Here is a 16,676-nt window from a genome sequence, read left to right on the forward strand (position 1 = left end):
ATGTTTTTAGCAGCAAGTACAGGAGGAGTAATAGCGGCAACGGTAGTAGCCTTTTTAGTTTTGACTATTGTATTAGTAGGTTTGCTACTTTTTGCAAAAGAAAAATTATCACCATCAGGACCCGTAACCATTACTATTAATGGTGAAAAGAAAGTTGAAGTAGATTCTGGTAGCTCACTGCTTTCTACTTTAGGTGGTAAAAAAATATTCTTACCATCTGCATGTGGTGGTGGTGGTACATGCATTCAATGTGAATGCCATGTTCTTGAAGGTGGTGGTGAAGCATTACCTACAGAAACCCCTCACTTTACACGTAAAGAATTAGCTTCTGGAGCACGTCTTGCGTGCCAGGTTAAAGTGAAGCAAGATATGAATATCACAATACCAGAAGAGGTTTTTGGTATTAAAAAATGGGAAGCGACTGTTGTACGTAACTACAACGTAGCATCATTTATTAAGGAGTTTGTAGTTGAAATCCCTGAGGATATGGACTATAAAGCTGGTGGATACATTCAGATTGAAATACCTGAAACTACAGTTAAGTTTTCAGATATGGACATCACTGCGCATCCAGAAGAGCATAGCGATCCTGATAAATTTAAAGAAGAGTGGGAGAAGTTTAAACTTTGGCCACTTGTAATGAAAAATACTGAAGTAGTAGAGCGTGCCTACTCAATGGCTTCATATCCTGCAGAAGGACGTGAGATTATGTTGAACGTGCGTATTGCAACACCACCTTTTGATCGTGCTAAAGGCGGTTGGATGGATGTTAATCCAGGTATAGCTTCTTCTTATATCTTTAGTAGAAAGAAAGGAGATAAGGTAACGATTTCTGGTCCTTATGGCGAGTTCTTTATTAACGAGTCTGAAGCAGAAATGCTTTATGTAGGTGGTGGAGCAGGTATGGCGCCTATGCGTTCGCATTTGTATCATCTTTTCAAAACCTTAAAAACAGGTCGTAAAGTAACCTACTGGTACGGTGGTCGTTCTAAACGTGAGCTTTTTTACCTTAAACATTTCCGTGACTTAGAGGCTGAGTTTGAGAATTTCAAGTTTTACTTGGTATTATCTGAACCTTTAGAAGAAGATAACTGGAATGTTAAAGCAGATATAGATAGCCCTGGAGATGGTTTTACCGGTTTTGTTCATAACGCGGTTATAGAGCAATACTTAAATAAACATGAAGATCCTGAGGAAATAGAATTGTATTTCTGCGGACCTCCACTGATGAACAAAGCAGTTCAGAAAATGGGTGAAGATTTTGGTATCCCTGATGAAAATATTCGTTTTGATGATTTTGGAGGATAATCTTCAATTTTAATATAAAGTAAAGCCGTTACGAAAGTAGCGGCTTTTTTTATGCCTTATATTGAAAATCCACTTTAAGGCTCAAAACATTCATTTATAGTTTGATTGAGTTTTTAGAATTACCGTTCCTGTATTCAAACAGTCGGTTAATCAATTAGGTCTGGTTTTTAGTTAGTTAGCGGCGCATCTTTGACTTGTATAATTAATAAAACAACTTATGAAAACTTCACTTAAACAATTGCTTTTCATTGCTATACTGGCAATAACTGCTATCAGTCAAGCGCAGATTCACAATAACCAGTGGTTATTTAATGCGCGGGTTGGATTTGATTTTCCAACTTATGAAAACAACACACCTTACATAGATTACAAAGGTGGTTTAGACCTGGGTCTTTCCGTAGACTATTATTGGAATTGGTTTGGTATAGGTGCAGATGCAGACTATATCTGGAATAAACCGGAGAGCACCTATCCTACAGATAATTTATTCAGTATGGGAAACATAGCCTTAACGGATTTTTCTCTTTCAGAACAAAAAATAAACCGACTCTTTTATGGTATAGGACCCAGTTTTAGATATGTAAACCAAAATGGTCGCTTTAGCGCTGAGTTGAACCTAAGAGGAGGGCTCGCTAATATTAAGGGAGGACGCACAGAATTACGTGAGAATACCGTAATTAATGATGTTCTAAACTTTCATTCCGGTTATGATGATAAAAATGTATTAAGCGCTAAAGGGCAAATTAGAGCGATATACTTTGTGAATAGTTGGTTGGGTTTACATGCAGGAGCGTATTATTTGCGTCATTTTAATGTAGAAGAGCAATTAGATCCTATTTATAACAGAACAGCCGGGTATTATCCTGTAATAGACAATCAAGGAACCAATAGTGTTAATCAAAACGCACTAAACATTCGAGACGAATCCTGTGACTGCGATATTTATTCGGTTGGAGTTTTTGCGGGTATAACGGTAGCTTTCGGAAATAAAAAGGCAGCAGATGTATGTCCCGTATGTGGTGAAGATCACACACCGCATTGCTGCGCAACTTGTGGATGTACTGTTACTATAACTGCAAGAGATAAGTATACGCAGCAATTACTTGCAAATACAGATGTGGTTCTTGAGGATGCTAATGGTACTATTACTCAGACCGGTACTACAAATTCGTATGGTGTTGTTGTTTTTCAGGAAGTAGCTACTTCAAATTATGTGGTTAAAGGAAAACTGTATGAAGTAAATCTCGAGGAAACAACAATTGCTAAAGCCGAATTTGACACCTGTAAAAAAGGTGGTAAAGGTATTCAGAAGGAAATTATCTATACAGATGAGAATTTCATTTTAAGAGGTAACGTTGTGGAGTGTAATAAAAATGAAGGGATTCCGGGAGTGGATATTAGCTTAAAAGATACTAAAAGCCCATCGCAAAAAAATACACTTTCTGATACAGATGGCAACTTTATATTCTATTTAAAGCAAGCTTCTGTGTATTCAGTTCAAGGAGCTAAAGATGGTTATTTCTCAAATAAAGCAGAAGTTAATACTATAAATACAGATAGAAATACAGATCTATTTATAGATTTTGAAATGTGTGTTGATCCCTGCGGAAAAGCAATACGTCTTGACAATATTATTTTCAATTTAGATAAATGGGACATACTTCCTGCAGCTCGACCAGATCTTGATTATGTCGCTCAATTGATGCAAGATAATCCTACAATCAAGGTTGAAATGTCATCGCATACAGACTCCCGCGGAAGCAATGCTTATAACCAGGAGCTTTCACAAAAACGCGCACAATCTACTGTAGATTATCTACTGGCAAAAGGAATTTCTAGAGATCGTTTAATTGCTCGTGGAGCAGGAGAGACACAACTTCTCAATAGCTGCGCAGATGGCGTACAATGCACAGAAGCCGAGCATACCATTAATCGAAGAACAGAATTTAAAGTTATTTGCTTCTAATTAACCCAATTAATAACCTTAATCAAAGCCGTCTTTCGGCGGCTTTGATTTATTAAAAATATACGATTATGAAAACTATTAAAAACTTCGTTTCACTATTTGTTTTACTCATTATGATCAGTAGTGCATTAAACAGCTGCAAAGATGATGAGGAATGTGCTTATGTTGTTTGTGAAGACAGCTTAGAACGTATTACAGACTTTGAGAATGACAGCTTAGGTACTACTTCAGATTGGCAGGGAATCGCTTCTAGTGGAATTGCTATAGTATCACGAAATGGTAGTAATGTACTACAGGCCTTAGACGGTAGTGGTGCTTCTTTTGTATTTACTGAAACAATATTTCCATCAAATTTAATTGCTGCTGGTTGCGAACTTCAATATGAGGTAGAATATTTTGGAGGCACAAATAACCCTGTAGGTGCTGCAAATTCAATTATTATTTATCAAGGAACCAGTATAAATACAGCTACAGTACTAGCATCATTTGTTCTAAACACGACGTCTTTAGTGATTTCTAGCGATCCTCCTAAACAAATAATTGTACCTATCGAGTTGGCCACATCTACGGCATTACCTTCAAATAGTTTTGGTCAATGGGTTTTATCTGGAGCAAATACGACCACTCCAGCCGCAGATGCAGTGTTATTTAATAATTTAATACAGAATACTTCAGGACTGGGTTTCTATCTAGATTCTGGCGGAAATCCCGCAGAACAGTGGTGGTATGATAATTTTACGTTTAAAAAATGCTGCTCTTTTGATACTAGTAAGTGATTAAAATTTAAAGGAGTTTATCAAGAGGTTGCTATGATATATCTTATTAAAAGTGAGTATATTATGTGCTATTAACCAACTAATTCTAATTATTATGAAAATTATTAAAGCTTCCGCAGTTATTTTTTTTACAACAGTATTATTTACCTCGTGTATAAGCATCAAAAACACAGAGGTAGCAAAGCCAGAGAATCTTATAACAAAAGAACGAGCAGATCAATTGCATGAGGCTTATCTCAACAATCAATATTCATTTATAAACAAAGAACTAGGTGCTGATGAGCTTGATAATGTAGGAGCATTAGTTACAAATGTTGAAGATTTACAACTCTTTTTAGAGTCTATCATTGCATTAAAAAAGCAAGACAGTGTCGCAGCTGTAGGTATGTTTGTATATTTTGGTGCAGAAGAGTCAGGTAGTGGAGTTGCAAAAAGCACAGTCTTTTTTGAAGCAGCCTATTCGCCAAAGACTAAAACTTCAAGAAGAGCTTCTGGAGGAGGAGCATCTTTTACGCCCGTAAATTTCATTTCACTACCTCAAGATGATTCATTTTTACCAGCAGGTGGTGATGGTGGATATTACGATAAACTACATCCTGTGGGAACACGTAAAAAAGGGTCAGGTAACTAATATTCAAATGCTATGTTTATTTTAGAATTTAGTGCAAAATTATTAATGGGTATTGCGTTAGTAATAGCTATTTGGAGACATAGCGAACTGAAAAAAAGTACTCAAAATCATTTTATTTATTTTCTAAGTATAATGATATTCATTGAGTTTGGCGCAGAACTGTGTATAATTCTGTATGGCAATAATGTGCTAATCTATAATTTTTATGACCTCTTTACCGGTATCTTTTTTTGCTATTGGTTTTATAGAATACTTTATAAAAAAATATGGGTGTATATCTTAGTTACTTTGCTTTCAATAAGTTTAGTAACAAGTATGTTAGTAGAAAACTGGATGCTTGATTACAATGTAATTTTCATTTTTTCTGTTACTATAGCATTGCTGGTATTGGTGTTTAGATTTTATATAGAATTTCTGAATAATGATGATCTTATAGAGTTTAAGCGAAATCCTAAATTCTGGATTACCACAGGAATATTGATTTTTAATCTCGGGTATTTACCTATACAGGTCTACATTTCAAAAATAAATGGAAGTTTAGCGCCTAGTTTATACATTGTGATAGCATTCTTAAATATTCCACTTTACGGGTGTATTATAACTGCTTTATTATGCCCACAGAAGAATTAAATTATCAACTCATCGTCACGATGACGCTAGCTTCAGTAGTTGTAGTTGTGGCGGTGATTTTATTATTTACCGTATTTGTTTCTAAAAAGAATGAGCTAATTAAAGCAAAGTTAGAAGTCGAGTTTGAAAAAGAACGGGAACGACATAAACTTGAGTTACAAGCTTTACGATCGCAGATGAATCCGCATTTTGTGCACAATTCACTTAATGCTATTCAATATTATATACAGCGTAATGAAGTTGAGCTTTCTGAAGAATATTTAACTCGATTTTCAAAATTAATCCGTTCGTTTTTTGAGCTTTCGCGCCAGCAGACCGTTACTATTGTTGAAGAAATAAATCTTCTTAATAACTATCTCGCACTCGAGAAAATGCGTTTTGAAGATAAGTTAGAGTACAAGATTACTGTAGATAAAAATTTAGATACAGACACCTGCATACCGGCAATGTTATTACAACCTATTGTAGAAAACGCAGTAAATCATGGTATTTTTCATAAAAATGATAAAGGTCTGGTACGTGTAATTTTTAAACCGTTTAATGAGCACGATTTTGAAGTAATTATTGAAGATGATGGCATAGGTCTTACCAGGTCAAAAGAACTATTTAAAAAAAGTGGTAAGACTTTAGAAAATAGGTCTTCTGCAGTACTAAAAGATCGTTTGAAGTTGCTAGAGTACAGTAATCAGTTTAAGGTTGATTACCGTATAAAAGAGCGTAAAGATTTAAGCGGAACGCGTGTAAGTTTAATTTTTAAAACACGATTTGAGTCATGAGTATCCGAGTATTTTTAATAGACGATGAGCCTAAAGCACTCGCGATTTTACAAAATAAACTCGAGCGCTTTTGTCCGCAGTTAACAATTATAGGACAAAGTCAGAAGCCTGAAGAGGCAATTTCATTCATTAAATCTGAAAAGCCAGAACTTATTTTTTTAGACATTGCAATGCCTACGATGACTGGTTTTGAATTATTAAAAGAGTTTGACGAGCCTAATTTTGAAATCATATTTGTAACTGCTTTTGATCATTATGCGGTTGATGCTATAAAACATTGCGCTATAGGCTATATCGTAAAACCTGTCGCTAAAGAAGATTTGATACTTAGTGTACATCGTGCTATTGAGAGTATAGAATATAAGCACACGCTTTCTAAAAATAAGCAGTTAATTGCAAACTTGGGAGTACGTACTTTTCAGCAGAAAAAGATCGTAGTTCCTACACAAAACGGACTGCAATTTTTAAAAATAGCTGAGATTATACGTTGCGAAGGTACAGACGGTTATACAAAAATATATCTTGAGGATAATAGTTCTGTATTGAGCTCGCATAGTATTGGTCATTTTGCAGACTTACTTGATGATTCAATTTTCTTTAAGACTCATAAATCACATTTGATAAATTTAGATTATCTGGAATCCTATCTTAATGAAGGGTACGTTATATTAGAAGGCAAACATCAAGTTCCTGTATCTCGTAATAAGCGCAGTGATTTTCTAAATCTCTTGCGTAATAATGAGCGTTAGAGTGCAAGAATTATAGTTTCTTTTTTCTTGACTAAAATGTAGAGATAGTATCTTTGTATAATGGCAGATCTATTAGATAAACAAGAACTACATAACCTTGCAATGAACATTGTCGGTAAAGATTTAGAAGAACAGGGTTTTGAGTTTTTAGGAGTAAATTCTCAGCTTAAACGCAATCCTCAATTTGTAGCCTTACGCGATAAAAAACTTCACTTTGTAATCGTAAAAGCAGTGAGTTTTCCTGATGATGCAAATGCGTATGATCCCTTTTTTATGAACGAGATTAAAGCGCACGCAGATAAGTTTAATGCAAAAACATTTTATGCAGGTGTAGGTTTAGGTAGTGCAAGTGATTATGGGAAGCCTGTAGAAAAAGGAACTTCTTACACAGTGATTTATAACGGACTTCAAGAAATTAAATAATGAGATTATTTATTATTGCTCTTTTACTTTTTCAATTTTCAAGCTGTAAGCAAGAACCACAATTAGTAACATTATCTGGCGAAGCTTTAGGAACAGGCTACAGTGTTCAGTTTTACAGTAGTGAACGTTTTGATGTAGTTAATAAGTTTGACTCTACCATTGCAGCTATTAATAAGTCTATGAGTACCTATCAGCCAGATTCTGATATTTCGAGAATTAATGCCGGCGATACCACAGTTATTGTAGATACCATGTTTAAAGAAGTTTTAGCGCTATCGCGGAAGGTTTATAATGCAACTGGTGGCTATTACGATCCTACAGTAGGCATTTTAGTAAATGCATATGGCTTTGGTCCCGGAAAGCCCTTGAATGTACTAGATAGCGTCGTTTTAGATTCTTTGCGCAATTATGTGGGTCTAGATAAAATAAGTCTTTCTGCGACCGGAAAAATTCAAAAAGAAAACAGCGCAGTGTATCTTGATTTCAATAGTATTGCTAAGGGATATTGTATAGACCGCATAGGAAAGATGTTAGAGCAAAATGGTGTTAAAAATTACCTGGTTGAATTAGGAGGAGAATTACTTGCATCGGGAATAAACTTAGATAAAAAACAACCGTGGCGCGTAGGTATTGAGAATATAGATGCGCCAATAAACGATAGGGGGTACACGGCTGCTGTAGAATTAGACAATAAAGGAATGGCAGGATCGGGTAATTACAGAAAATTTAGAGTAGATTCCTTAACTGGTCAGCGCTTTGTACATACCGTAAATCCTATTAACGGACTTGCTGAAAAAAGCGATATTTTAAGCTCAACCGTCATTGCTTCAACCTGCGCAGAAGCAGATGCTTTTGCTACCGCTTTTATGGCTTTGGGTCTCGAGAAATCTAAAAAAGTATTGGAAAAGCATCAGGATATAGAGGCTTATTTTATTTATGCAACTGTAGATAGTAGCGCGGTTTATATGTCAAAAGGATTTAAGAATTTTCTAGTAAACTAGTTTTCCTATTTATAACAAACCGGTAAAATTTCCCCTATAGCCAGTCGGTATTTATCTACTTCTGTAGCCGGTATGGTAGCAGTATAATCAATTTCTTCGGTCTTAAAACCTACTGTTCGTAATTTATCAAAATAGTCACGGCCGTAAACGCGCACGTGGTCGTACTGTCCAAAAATTTCTGCGCGTTTTTTAGGATCTGTAATACTGTTGTCTTCAAATGTAACGGCTCTCGTTAAATCCTGTGGAATTTGAAGTATTGCCATTCCGCCGGGCTTTAATACGCGATAAAGTTCGTGCATTGCCTTGAGATCGTCTTTGATGTGTTCTAAAACGTGATTGCAGAAAATAACATCGTACACGTCATCCTCAAAAGGGAGGTTGCAAATATCAGCTTTCACATCAGCAAGAGGCGAATTCAAATCAGTAGTGGTATAGTCCAGATTTTCCATCTTTCTAAAACGCTTGTAAAATGCCTGTTCAGGAGCAAAATGTAAAACTTTCGCTTTAGCGGTAAAAAAATTAGTTTGTTTAGATAAATACAACCACAACAAGCGATGTCTTTCTAGAGAAAGGGTAGAAGGCGAGAGCACATTTTCTCTTTGCTTACCATAACCATAGGGTAAAAATTTTCGAAACCTTTTACCGTCTATAGGATCTTCATAGCGGTCTCCTTTAAGTCCTATCGCAAGAACAGGTCTTGCGATATAGCTTAATCTAATGAGAATAGGCCGTGGGACTGCGTTGAGGATGCGTTTAAAAATTTGTGCAATCATACTTTAAGATCACCCCAGTTTTCTCCTGTTTTAATTCGATGTAATTGCATTTCTGAAACTCCAAATTGTTTAGCTAATACTTTTAGTCGCGTACGACGGTTAGGATCTAGCAATTTCTTTTTAAGTATTGTTGCTTCGGCAAAAGTCAGCTTAGTATAATGGCGTTCTCCCGAAGTACGTCTTTTAATATCTAACGGACTCGTTTTCTGATGTGCATAACGCTCTTTGTGCGTTGCCCATTTTAAATTTTCAATCCGGTTATCTTTCTTATCGTGATTGAGGTGTAAAACCGCCTTCTCATCATCTGCAGCTTTTAAAAAAGCTTTAGCAAGGAGTTTGTGCAGGTAGTAATTTTTACGTTTACCATTTGCCAGTTTTGCGCTTACAGTCACGTAGCCATGAATATGGCCACCTTTAATTAAAGTACCCTCAGGGCCTTTATTGTAACTGCGTATTCTACCATAATTAGAAAGACCTATTGTATAATTTTCTTCCCAATTATCTTCACGGTACTTGATCCATGTTTCTAATTGCATTGTATGTAGGGGGTGTTGATGTTTTGCTAATTTGTAATAGCCTGCGCTCTAAAAGCATCTTCTTCATTGCTTGTAATGCCTAAGGCATCATAAATATACTTAAAAGTTGAAAGAAGTTCTGGTTTACCGTCAATTAAAGCCACATCATGCTCAAAATGAGCACTTGGCTCATTGTCACGCGTTGTAATCGTCCAGCCGTCATTATGTTGTTTTATGCGGTGAGTGCCTTTGTTAACCATAGGTTCTATGGCGACAACCATACCTTCAATAAATTTTTTACCACGACCTCTTTTTCCGTAGTTAGGCATCTCAGGATCTTCATGCATTTTAGCGCCAAGACCGTGACCTACAAGCTCTCGTACAATACCGTAGCCGTGATCTTCGCAATATTTTTGAATGGCATAACCCACATCACCTACGCGGTTGCCAAATTTAAATTCTGCAATACCTCTGTATAAAGACTCTTTAGAAACTTCAAGAAGCTTTTTTGTGCTGGGGTCAACCTCGCCTACTTCAAATGTATATGCGTGATCACCATAAAATCCGTTTTTTAAAGCACCACAGTCTATCGAGATAATATCACCTTCTTCTAGAGGTTTTGCATTAGGAATACCATGAACAACTTGTTCATTAGGGCTCATACATAGCGTATTTGGGAAATCATATAATCCCAAAAATCCAGCTATTGCGCCGTGGTCTCTTATGCAGGTTTCTGCAATTTTATCTAAATACAAGGTGGTAACACCCGGTTTAACTTCAGATGCTAGTGCACCCAGAGTTTTAGAAACAATCAAGGCGCTTTCTCGCATTAATTCTATCTCTTCTCTGGTTTTTGCTATAATCATGTGTGTCTATTTTACTCAGCAAAGGTACAAAGAATACCTAATTTTGGGTATTACAAATTTTAGTATTAAAACAGAGGTTTATGTAGGAGATAAATCTCTTAAATAGAATCAGGGTTGGTCGCAATTGTCTTAAAGAGGTTGGCTTTTGCTTTATAAAATTTATTTGTGATTTCTATTTGTTTTAACTGGGAATCTATAAGTTTTAATTCTCTAGAATTTATAAGAAAAATAGAACTCTCACCTACTTGATACTTGCGTTCTTCTGCATAGAGCATCGTTTCATAATTACGCACCAGTTCTGCTGCCAGTTGATTTTGCTCTTCAAGTACTTGCAATTCTGTAGTTACCGCTCGTAATTTATTCTGAAGCTCTAATTTTGAATTAGTTAATTCAAACTGTGAGTTTTGAACTTTTAACTTGGCCAGTTTTAAATCACCGCGCTCTTTTCTCAAAAAAAGTGGCATTTTAAAGCGTAAGCCCGCTTTGTAATTTTGCGTATAGAAAGTGCTGAGATCATCACCATCAGAAGATATAAAGTTGTAGTTAACGTCAATAACTGGGAGCAGATTATTAGCTTTTAATTGCCTGTCAAGTTCTAAAGCTTCCACCTTAAAATTTAAAGAACGAAGTTTAGGATGCTCCTCAAGCTGAAAATTTGCAAGATCAAATCCTGTTATGTCTAAAATCTCATCTATAGAAAACCCCAATTCTTCCTGCGGAAAAATTCCCTCCTGAAGCTCTACAGGAATATTATTTCCTAACCATAGAAAGTTAGACAGCTCCAATTTTTTCTTAATATATTCTAATTGAACTTCTCTTAAATTAAGCGCTCTACTTTGTACGCTAATAGTCGCTTCGGTAGTATCTATAAGAGGTTTGTCTCCTGCTAAAGCGCTGCTCTTTATCCCTCTAAAACGCAGTTGCGAATTTTCTAAAAAACGGTCAAACAGTTTAACTTTTTTGTAAGCTTGTAACCATTCAAAATAAGCAACTGAAGCTTCGTAAAGAACAACGTTTACTGCTATGTCAAGATCTGCCTTTGCTTGCTCACGGTAAACTTTTGCTTGTTTTAAAGTAGTCATACGGTCATTAATCCATAATCCTTGTCCCAGTGATGCCGAAATTCCGGCAGTGTACAAGCCATTTTCAGGAACTGTATTTTGTGGATTGAGGTAATAGCCCTCATTTTGCTCAAACTGTGCTTTTAAATCTATACCGTACCACGTAGGGATTTTAAATGTTGCATTTAATAAATCGTAGTATTCAGTTTCCTTAAATACTTTCTGATCAAAATCAACTTCAATTTTAGGATCAAATCCTCCTCTGGCTTTCAATAGTTTAGCTTCCCCGTTTTTCCTAATTAAATTAGCTTGTTTTACGATAGGGTGGTTCTGTTTTACCAGAGTCAAATATTCTTTAAATCCTAAAGTTTCTAAACTATCTATCTGAGCAAAAAGCGAAGAACTAAAAGTCAAAAGTATTAGTAAAAAGAATGCCTTTATCATTTTTTTGTAGTTTCAGATTTTGTTGCTGGTGTATAGTAGTCAGGAGGGAAGCCATTAAGTTTCCTCCATAGTTCATACCAGATAGGTACATCTTCAAGTAATGCCATTGTACTTGCGCCAGACCCTACTCTAAGGGCATCTGGCCAGGATTGTTCTTCAGGATCGGGAGCCAGTAGTAACCTGTATTTTCCATTTGGGCTAATAAAATTTTCTATTGCAACTACTCTCGCTCCAAAGGTTCCTAATGAGCTATTAGGCCAGCCACTAAACACTATAGAAGGCCACCCATCAAATTGAACACGCACTTTTTCATCTAAATGTATAAGAGGCAAATCTATAGGCTTAACAAAAGTCTCTACTGCTATATCGTAATCTGAAGGTGTAATCCCTACTAGTTGTTGCCCTTCTTTAAAAGTCTCACCTATACCACCTATAATGGCCTTATTAATATAGCCAGATTGTGGGGCGCGTATGTAATACAGATCATTACGTATCTCATAATTAGTACGGCTATTTTCTAATTTACTAACCGCAGCTTCAGAATCATATTGACTAGATTGAGCAGTAGCTCTATCGCTCTGCGCTTTTGATATTTTATCTATATAAGTTGCTTCTAATCTATTAAGCTCAATTTGAGCATTTAAAAGTTCGTTACGTGTTGCCAGTAATTTATTCTCCTGAGAGATTAGTTTAGCTTCTGTTTCCTGAAGTTTTAATCGCTTTTCTTCAACATCTGTAACCGCTTTTAAGCCTTCTTGCTGTAAACTAAGCGTTCGCTCATACTGTCGCTGTGCAATACTTAGATTAGTCTTAGCGGCTTCAAAGTCTATACTGTCGCTTTTAATTTTTAAACCGGCTTGTATGCGTTTATTTTCGGCTTGTTTTAATTTTAAAACACGCTCATTATTAAGTGCAGCTATCTGATTATTTAGTGCTGTTACCTTCTGGGTGTAAGATTCTACAGAATTTGCTTTAGCACGTACTTGCAGTTCTGTACGTTCTACCAGGTTAGGATCAAAATATTCATTTTTTATTTCAGAAATAAAAAGAATCGTATCTCCTTTGGCTACAAAATCTCCTTCGCGCACATACCATTTTTCGACTCTTCCCGGAATGGGAGATTGAATGGTTTGCGGACGTTGCTCTGGTGTTAGTGTAGTAACAAATCCTGCCGAAGATATAGTTTGCGTCCACGGTAAAAACAAAATTATAAGCAGAATAATGGCAAACACAGCTAAAAATCTGTTGAAGTATGCGTAATGTTCTTTTTCTAAAACTTTTATTGAAGATTTATACTTAGAAAGATCAACCGCTTTATTTAATTTATTGTGAGATATATTAAGCATAGCTATTTAATTAGTAGTTGAAATTTTACCGCCATCAAGCCATAAAACCCGTTCGCAATAGTTTTTCCACATTGCATCTTTGCTGGCAATTACAATCGACCAGGTATTAGATTTATCAAATAAGAAGTTGATTATACGTTCTTTTTCTTCAGATGAAAATTTATTGAGGGGTTCTTTTAGTATAAGTATTTTAGGCTTTTTTACGATACTTCGAGCCAGAATAATCTTGTTTGCAATGGTCTCTGAGAGAAACTTTCCTTCTGGCTTTAATAAAGTTTGCAATCCTAAAGGTTGATTTTTTACAAATTCTGATAATCCCATTTTTTCTACAGCCCAGTCAATGTCTTTTTGAGAAATTGATTCATCGCCAAATGTTATATTATCTAATAAGGTACCTTCAAAAGGAGTTTCATCAGGAAAAGATTGCCCTAGTAATGAGCGGTAATGATTAAGGCTTATCCCCTGAATAGATTTATTATTTATATAGAAATCTCCAGATGTGGGTTCAATAAGGCCCGCTATTATTTTAAGCAATGTAGATTTGCCCGAGCCGTTAGGACCATTTATCAGCAAATGTTCACCGGGATTTATATTAAGAGTAATTGTGTCTAAAATACTTTTAGTATCGCGATCATCTACATAGCCTATATTTTTAAGCTCAAGGGTAAGTGAATCAGAATCTTGAAAGGGTGTTGCTAGGTTTTGAGACTCTAAATCTTTATCAACCACCTGTCCTACTTTTTCTAAGGCTGTTAATAAATCATAGAAATTCTCAAGCCCCAGAATTAATTTCTCTACTGAATTTATAATGAGTAAGATTATAATTTCTGCTGCTACAAATTGCCCTATGTTCATTTGTTGATTAAGTACCAGTATACCACCTATTAGTAACAGACCTGCGGTTACTAGTACTTTAAAGCCAATCATTTGGATAAACTGAATACGTAGAATTCTAAAATGACTCTCTCTTGAATCTATATACTCGCTTACTAATTGATCATTTTTATTTAAGGCTAAACTTGATCTACCCGAAAGTTTAAAGCTTATAAGGGTACGTGCGATTTCCTGTATCCAGTGTACAATTTTGTATTTGTACTTAGATTCTGTAAGACTTGTTTTTAAACCGGTGCTTCCGGTGAATTTGAATACCAGATAAATAAGAATTACGAGTAACATCCCATAAAAAATAAAGAAGGGATGATAAAATGATAATAAAATCAAACCGAATATGATTTGCACCATTGCTGCCGGAAAATCAAGAACTAACTTGTAAAGTCCTTTTTGTATGGTTAGTACATCAAAGAAGCGGTTTGCAAGTTCTGGTGGATAATAATCCCGAAGCTCACTCATTTTAATTTTAGGGAATCTGTATGTGAATTCAAACGAAGCCCGAGTAAATATTTTTTGCTGAATATTTTCTACGATGCGTATTTGCATAAGTTGCAAAGCACCTACAAAAGCGACACCTAGCGTTACTAGAACCACCAGAACAATCCACGAGGTGCTAATTTGCGCACCTTGAATTAAGTTTACAATTGCTTGAATACCTAACGGAAGTGAAAGACTTACTATACCGGCAAAAATCGCATAGTATAATATTTGTAAAAAGTCTTTGCGCTCTAATTTTAATAGCCCCACAAAGCGTTGCCAGGGCGTGTATGATTTCTTATCCATAGTTAGTAGGGAGTTATGAATTTAGTAGTGTAGAAGTGAGATGTATAAAATACTGTGATGGCGATGTGCTTGCATTGCAATCTGTTAAAGAGGTAAAATGATCTATAAGAAAATGCTGATGTAAAGAACCTGCCAGTATGGTACTCGCTAAACTTGCGGGATATGGGTAGTTAGGATTTACGTCTATTATCATTGCTTTTAAACGACTAGATAAGCGTTTGTAAATTACAAAATAACCTTCTTTATTTTCATTATCTACCTCCTTTGTCAAATAGGATTTTGAGTATTCATTTATGACTATTTTACTAAGGGCAACTTCATTAATATGTGAGAATAATTGATCTTGCTCAACCTCACGAGTGAGAATCTCTATTGCTTTTATTAATTTTTCGCTGGTGTTTGAAATATTTATAGTTGCAAATACAAGCTGGTATTCTTTCCAACCCCAATACCAGGAGGTGAGATAAACCAGAAATTTGTGTTTATTCTCAAAATATCTATAAATGGAGCTTTCATTAGACTGAATTCGATCTCCTAATTTTTTAAATGTAAAATTGTCGAAGCCCAATTCATCAATAAGTAGAATACCATCTTCAATTATGCGCTTGCCTAATTTTGAAGACTCGGGATCTTTTAAATAGATCCCTTCATTAATGGTAATCCTAATATTTTTAAGTAACTCATTCATAAAAAAGTATTTTGATTGCAAATATAATAGTATTACTATTAATTTTGAATGTTTCACACTTTTTTAACTCATTTCTACGAGTTTTATTTAGAATTACTTTGGCAGCTTAAGACTAGTAAGTTGTAGTCATATCTGCATCTATAACAATAATAAAATCTGCCTGGTTGAGGTAATTAACTTCTAGAGTGTCTAATTTTTCTTGTGATACACTAGTAATTGTTGTGTATTTAAGTTGTGGAGCCTGTTGCTTTAAATACCATAATATACCTTCATGAAAGTCACTGTGATAGGAGCCGTTGTAATGTATAAACAGGTGCTCTTTCTCTAAATTGTTTAATATAAAATGAGCCATTGTAGCATCTTTTATCGCTTGAGCCATTACTAATTGCGGACTTCCATGATCTCCCATCATATTTAAAATTTCTTTGTAACGTGGTAAATTGGGTTCAAATAAGATAGGTAAGGGGGCTATAAATCGTTTTTTAATAGGAGGTAAGCTGTCTAAAACTTCAAAGCCTTGCTTGTAAACCATACTGGCGTACTTCCGTGGGATGTTTGTCCCTATAAATCTTAGTTTATTGGCTTTAGCAAAATCAATAAGCGGCTGGTAGTCTGTTTTATGATTGACCCAAAGTCGTGCAGATGTGGCAAACTCTTTAAAACTTATACTATCTTTCAAGTAAGAATTTATTTCATCTTGATTATCTGTTTCGATCATTTCTGCACCTAATATGAGGTTTTTTGTTTCGGTTAAATCTTTTGTTACTTCTAGTTCTAACCAATGCACGATAGGGTTGTCGTGCATTTCACCAAATAAAATAATGTCTTTTTCATTTTTTAAAGAATCAAGCATCACACGGTAACTTACCTTTTTACCATCAGCATCAAACAATTGATAAGCAGGCTTGTCTTGAGAATGTGCAGTTTTACTATTTAGGAGTATTAGAAAGCTGCAAATTAGAAGTAAACGCATAGTTGAGATTTTTAAATTTAAAAATACAAGAATAAAGAGGTGCTAAATGTCCTAATCTTAATTTCTTATTACAGTT

17 protein-coding genes are annotated in these 16,676 nt (G+C 35.3%); 9 read left to right on the forward strand and 8 right to left on the reverse strand.

The genetic code is table 11. From position 1 onward, the window contains the following. From nqrF to ACIGAM_RS08920, 9 genes are all read left to right on the forward strand, one after another. Positions 1-1,308 (forward strand): NADH:ubiquinone reductase (Na(+)-transporting) subunit F, encoded by a 1,308-nt coding sequence (gene nqrF / locus ACIGAM_RS08880; protein ID WP_396511107.1) that lies wholly within the window; start codon positions 1-3, stop codon positions 1,306-1,308. A 217-nt stretch (positions 1,309-1,525) separates the two neighbouring features. Next, entirely contained in the window at positions 1,526-3,274 is a 1,749-nt protein-coding gene (locus ACIGAM_RS08885) for an OmpA family protein (RefSeq protein ID WP_396511108.1), read from the forward strand. 68 nt (positions 3,275-3,342) lie between these two features. Beyond that, positions 3,343-4,050, forward strand: a complete 708-nt coding sequence (locus tag ACIGAM_RS08890; protein ID WP_396511109.1) for a hypothetical protein — start codon at positions 3,343-3,345, stop codon at positions 4,048-4,050. A gap of 94 nt (positions 4,051-4,144) precedes the next feature. After that, the gene (locus ACIGAM_RS08895; protein ID WP_396511110.1) at positions 4,145-4,681 is read left to right on the forward strand and encodes a hypothetical protein; all 537 of its coding nucleotides are present in this window, start codon (positions 4,145-4,147) and stop codon (positions 4,679-4,681) included. A 12-nt stretch (positions 4,682-4,693) separates the two neighbouring features. Beyond that, on the forward strand, positions 4,694-5,311 hold the full coding sequence (locus ACIGAM_RS08900) for a hypothetical protein (protein ID WP_396511111.1): 618 nt from the start codon (positions 4,694-4,696) through the stop codon (positions 5,309-5,311). Beyond that, a complete protein-coding gene (locus ACIGAM_RS08905; protein WP_396511112.1) occupies positions 5,293-6,087 on the forward strand; it encodes a sensor histidine kinase in 795 nt (264 codons plus the stop codon). Before ACIGAM_RS08900 ends, ACIGAM_RS08905 begins: the two co-directional genes overlap by 19 nt. Then, positions 6,084-6,836, forward strand: a complete 753-nt coding sequence (locus tag ACIGAM_RS08910; RefSeq protein WP_396511113.1) for a LytR/AlgR family response regulator transcription factor — start codon at positions 6,084-6,086, stop codon at positions 6,834-6,836. The genes ACIGAM_RS08905 and ACIGAM_RS08910 overlap by 4 nt, the downstream gene beginning before the upstream one ends. A gap of 60 nt (positions 6,837-6,896) precedes the next feature. After that, positions 6,897-7,259 carry a Na(+)-translocating NADH-quinone reductase subunit F gene (locus ACIGAM_RS08915; protein WP_396511114.1) on the forward strand — a complete coding sequence of 121 codons (363 nt, stop codon included), beginning with the start codon at positions 6,897-6,899 and terminating at the stop codon, positions 7,257-7,259. Further along, positions 7,259-8,260 (forward strand): FAD:protein FMN transferase, encoded by a 1,002-nt coding sequence (locus ACIGAM_RS08920; protein WP_396511115.1) that lies wholly within the window; start codon positions 7,259-7,261, stop codon positions 8,258-8,260. Before ACIGAM_RS08915 ends, ACIGAM_RS08920 begins: the two co-directional genes overlap by 1 nt. A 5-nt stretch (positions 8,261-8,265) precedes the next feature. On the opposite strand, the gene ACIGAM_RS08925 is transcribed toward ACIGAM_RS08920, so the two are convergent. From ACIGAM_RS08925 to ACIGAM_RS08960, 8 genes are all read right to left on the reverse strand, one after another. Then, positions 8,266-9,033 (reverse strand): class I SAM-dependent methyltransferase, encoded by a 768-nt coding sequence (locus ACIGAM_RS08925; protein ID WP_396511116.1) that lies wholly within the window; start codon positions 9,031-9,033, stop codon positions 8,266-8,268. After that, on the reverse strand, positions 9,030-9,569 hold the full coding sequence (locus tag ACIGAM_RS08930) for an HNH endonuclease (protein ID WP_396511117.1): 540 nt from the start codon (positions 9,567-9,569) through the stop codon (positions 9,030-9,032). The genes ACIGAM_RS08925 and ACIGAM_RS08930 overlap by 4 nt, the downstream gene beginning before the upstream one ends. A 26-nt stretch (positions 9,570-9,595) precedes the next feature. Further along, positions 9,596-10,414: a type I methionyl aminopeptidase gene (gene map / locus ACIGAM_RS08935; RefSeq protein WP_396511118.1), complete on the reverse strand. Its 819-nt coding sequence runs from the start codon at positions 10,412-10,414 to the stop codon at positions 9,596-9,598. Between the two features lie 98 nt (positions 10,415-10,512). Then, the gene (locus ACIGAM_RS08940) at positions 10,513-11,919 is read right to left on the reverse strand and encodes a TolC family protein (RefSeq protein WP_396511119.1); all 1,407 of its coding nucleotides are present in this window, start codon (positions 11,917-11,919) and stop codon (positions 10,513-10,515) included. Beyond that, positions 11,916-13,265 (reverse strand): HlyD family secretion protein, encoded by a 1,350-nt coding sequence (locus ACIGAM_RS08945; RefSeq protein WP_396511120.1) that lies wholly within the window; start codon positions 13,263-13,265, stop codon positions 11,916-11,918. Before ACIGAM_RS08945 ends, ACIGAM_RS08940 begins: the two co-directional genes overlap by 4 nt. Before the next feature lie 6 nt (positions 13,266-13,271). Beyond that, a complete protein-coding gene (locus ACIGAM_RS08950; RefSeq protein ID WP_396511121.1) occupies positions 13,272-14,939 on the reverse strand; it encodes a peptidase domain-containing ABC transporter in 1,668 nt (555 codons plus the stop codon). Positions 14,940-14,952: 13 nt separating this feature from the next. Continuing rightward, positions 14,953-15,627: a TetR/AcrR family transcriptional regulator gene (locus ACIGAM_RS08955; RefSeq protein WP_396511122.1), complete on the reverse strand. Its 675-nt coding sequence runs from the start codon at positions 15,625-15,627 to the stop codon at positions 14,953-14,955. A gap of 112 nt (positions 15,628-15,739) precedes the next feature. Then, positions 15,740-16,600: a ChaN family lipoprotein gene (locus ACIGAM_RS08960; RefSeq protein WP_396511123.1), complete on the reverse strand. Its 861-nt coding sequence runs from the start codon at positions 16,598-16,600 to the stop codon at positions 15,740-15,742. Positions 16,601-16,676: the final 76 nt, after the last annotated feature.

The sequence above is a fragment of the Leeuwenhoekiella sp. NPDC079379 genome, assembly GCF_044542075.1.
GTDB lineage: Bacteria > Bacteroidota > Bacteroidia > Flavobacteriales > Flavobacteriaceae > Leeuwenhoekiella.

Coding starts and splice junctions, on each gene's coding strand:
- nqrF (WP_396511107.1), top strand. CDS start 1: ATGTTTTTAGCAGCAAGTACAGGAGGAGTAATAGCGGCAACGGTAGTA.
- ACIGAM_RS08885 (WP_396511108.1), top strand. CDS start 1,526: ATGAAAACTTCACTTAAACAATTGCTTTTCATTGCTATACTGGCAATA.
- ACIGAM_RS08890 (WP_396511109.1), top strand. CDS start 3,343: ATGAAAACTATTAAAAACTTCGTTTCACTATTTGTTTTACTCATTATG.
- ACIGAM_RS08895 (WP_396511110.1), top strand. CDS start 4,145: ATGAAAATTATTAAAGCTTCCGCAGTTATTTTTTTTACAACAGTATTA.
- ACIGAM_RS08900 (WP_396511111.1), top strand. CDS start 4,694: ATGTTTATTTTAGAATTTAGTGCAAAATTATTAATGGGTATTGCGTTA.
- ACIGAM_RS08905 (WP_396511112.1), top strand. CDS start 5,293: ATGCCCACAGAAGAATTAAATTATCAACTCATCGTCACGATGACGCTA.
- ACIGAM_RS08910 (WP_396511113.1), top strand. CDS start 6,084: ATGAGTATCCGAGTATTTTTAATAGACGATGAGCCTAAAGCACTCGCG.
- ACIGAM_RS08915 (WP_396511114.1), top strand. CDS start 6,897: ATGGCAGATCTATTAGATAAACAAGAACTACATAACCTTGCAATGAAC.
- ACIGAM_RS08920 (WP_396511115.1), top strand. CDS start 7,259: ATGAGATTATTTATTATTGCTCTTTTACTTTTTCAATTTTCAAGCTGT.
- ACIGAM_RS08925 (WP_396511116.1), bottom strand. CDS start 9,033: ATGATTGCACAAATTTTTAAACGCATCCTCAACGCAGTCCCACGGCCT.
- ACIGAM_RS08930 (WP_396511117.1), bottom strand. CDS start 9,569: ATGCAATTAGAAACATGGATCAAGTACCGTGAAGATAATTGGGAAGAA.
- map (WP_396511118.1), bottom strand. CDS start 10,414: ATGATTATAGCAAAAACCAGAGAAGAGATAGAATTAATGCGAGAAAGC.
- ACIGAM_RS08940 (WP_396511119.1), bottom strand. CDS start 11,919: ATGATAAAGGCATTCTTTTTACTAATACTTTTGACTTTTAGTTCTTCG.
- ACIGAM_RS08945 (WP_396511120.1), bottom strand. CDS start 13,265: ATGCTTAATATATCTCACAATAAATTAAATAAAGCGGTTGATCTTTCT.
- ACIGAM_RS08950 (WP_396511121.1), bottom strand. CDS start 14,939: ATGGATAAGAAATCATACACGCCCTGGCAACGCTTTGTGGGGCTATTA.
- ACIGAM_RS08955 (WP_396511122.1), bottom strand. CDS start 15,627: ATGAATGAGTTACTTAAAAATATTAGGATTACCATTAATGAAGGGATC.
- ACIGAM_RS08960 (WP_396511123.1), bottom strand. CDS start 16,600: ATGCGTTTACTTCTAATTTGCAGCTTTCTAATACTCCTAAATAGTAAA.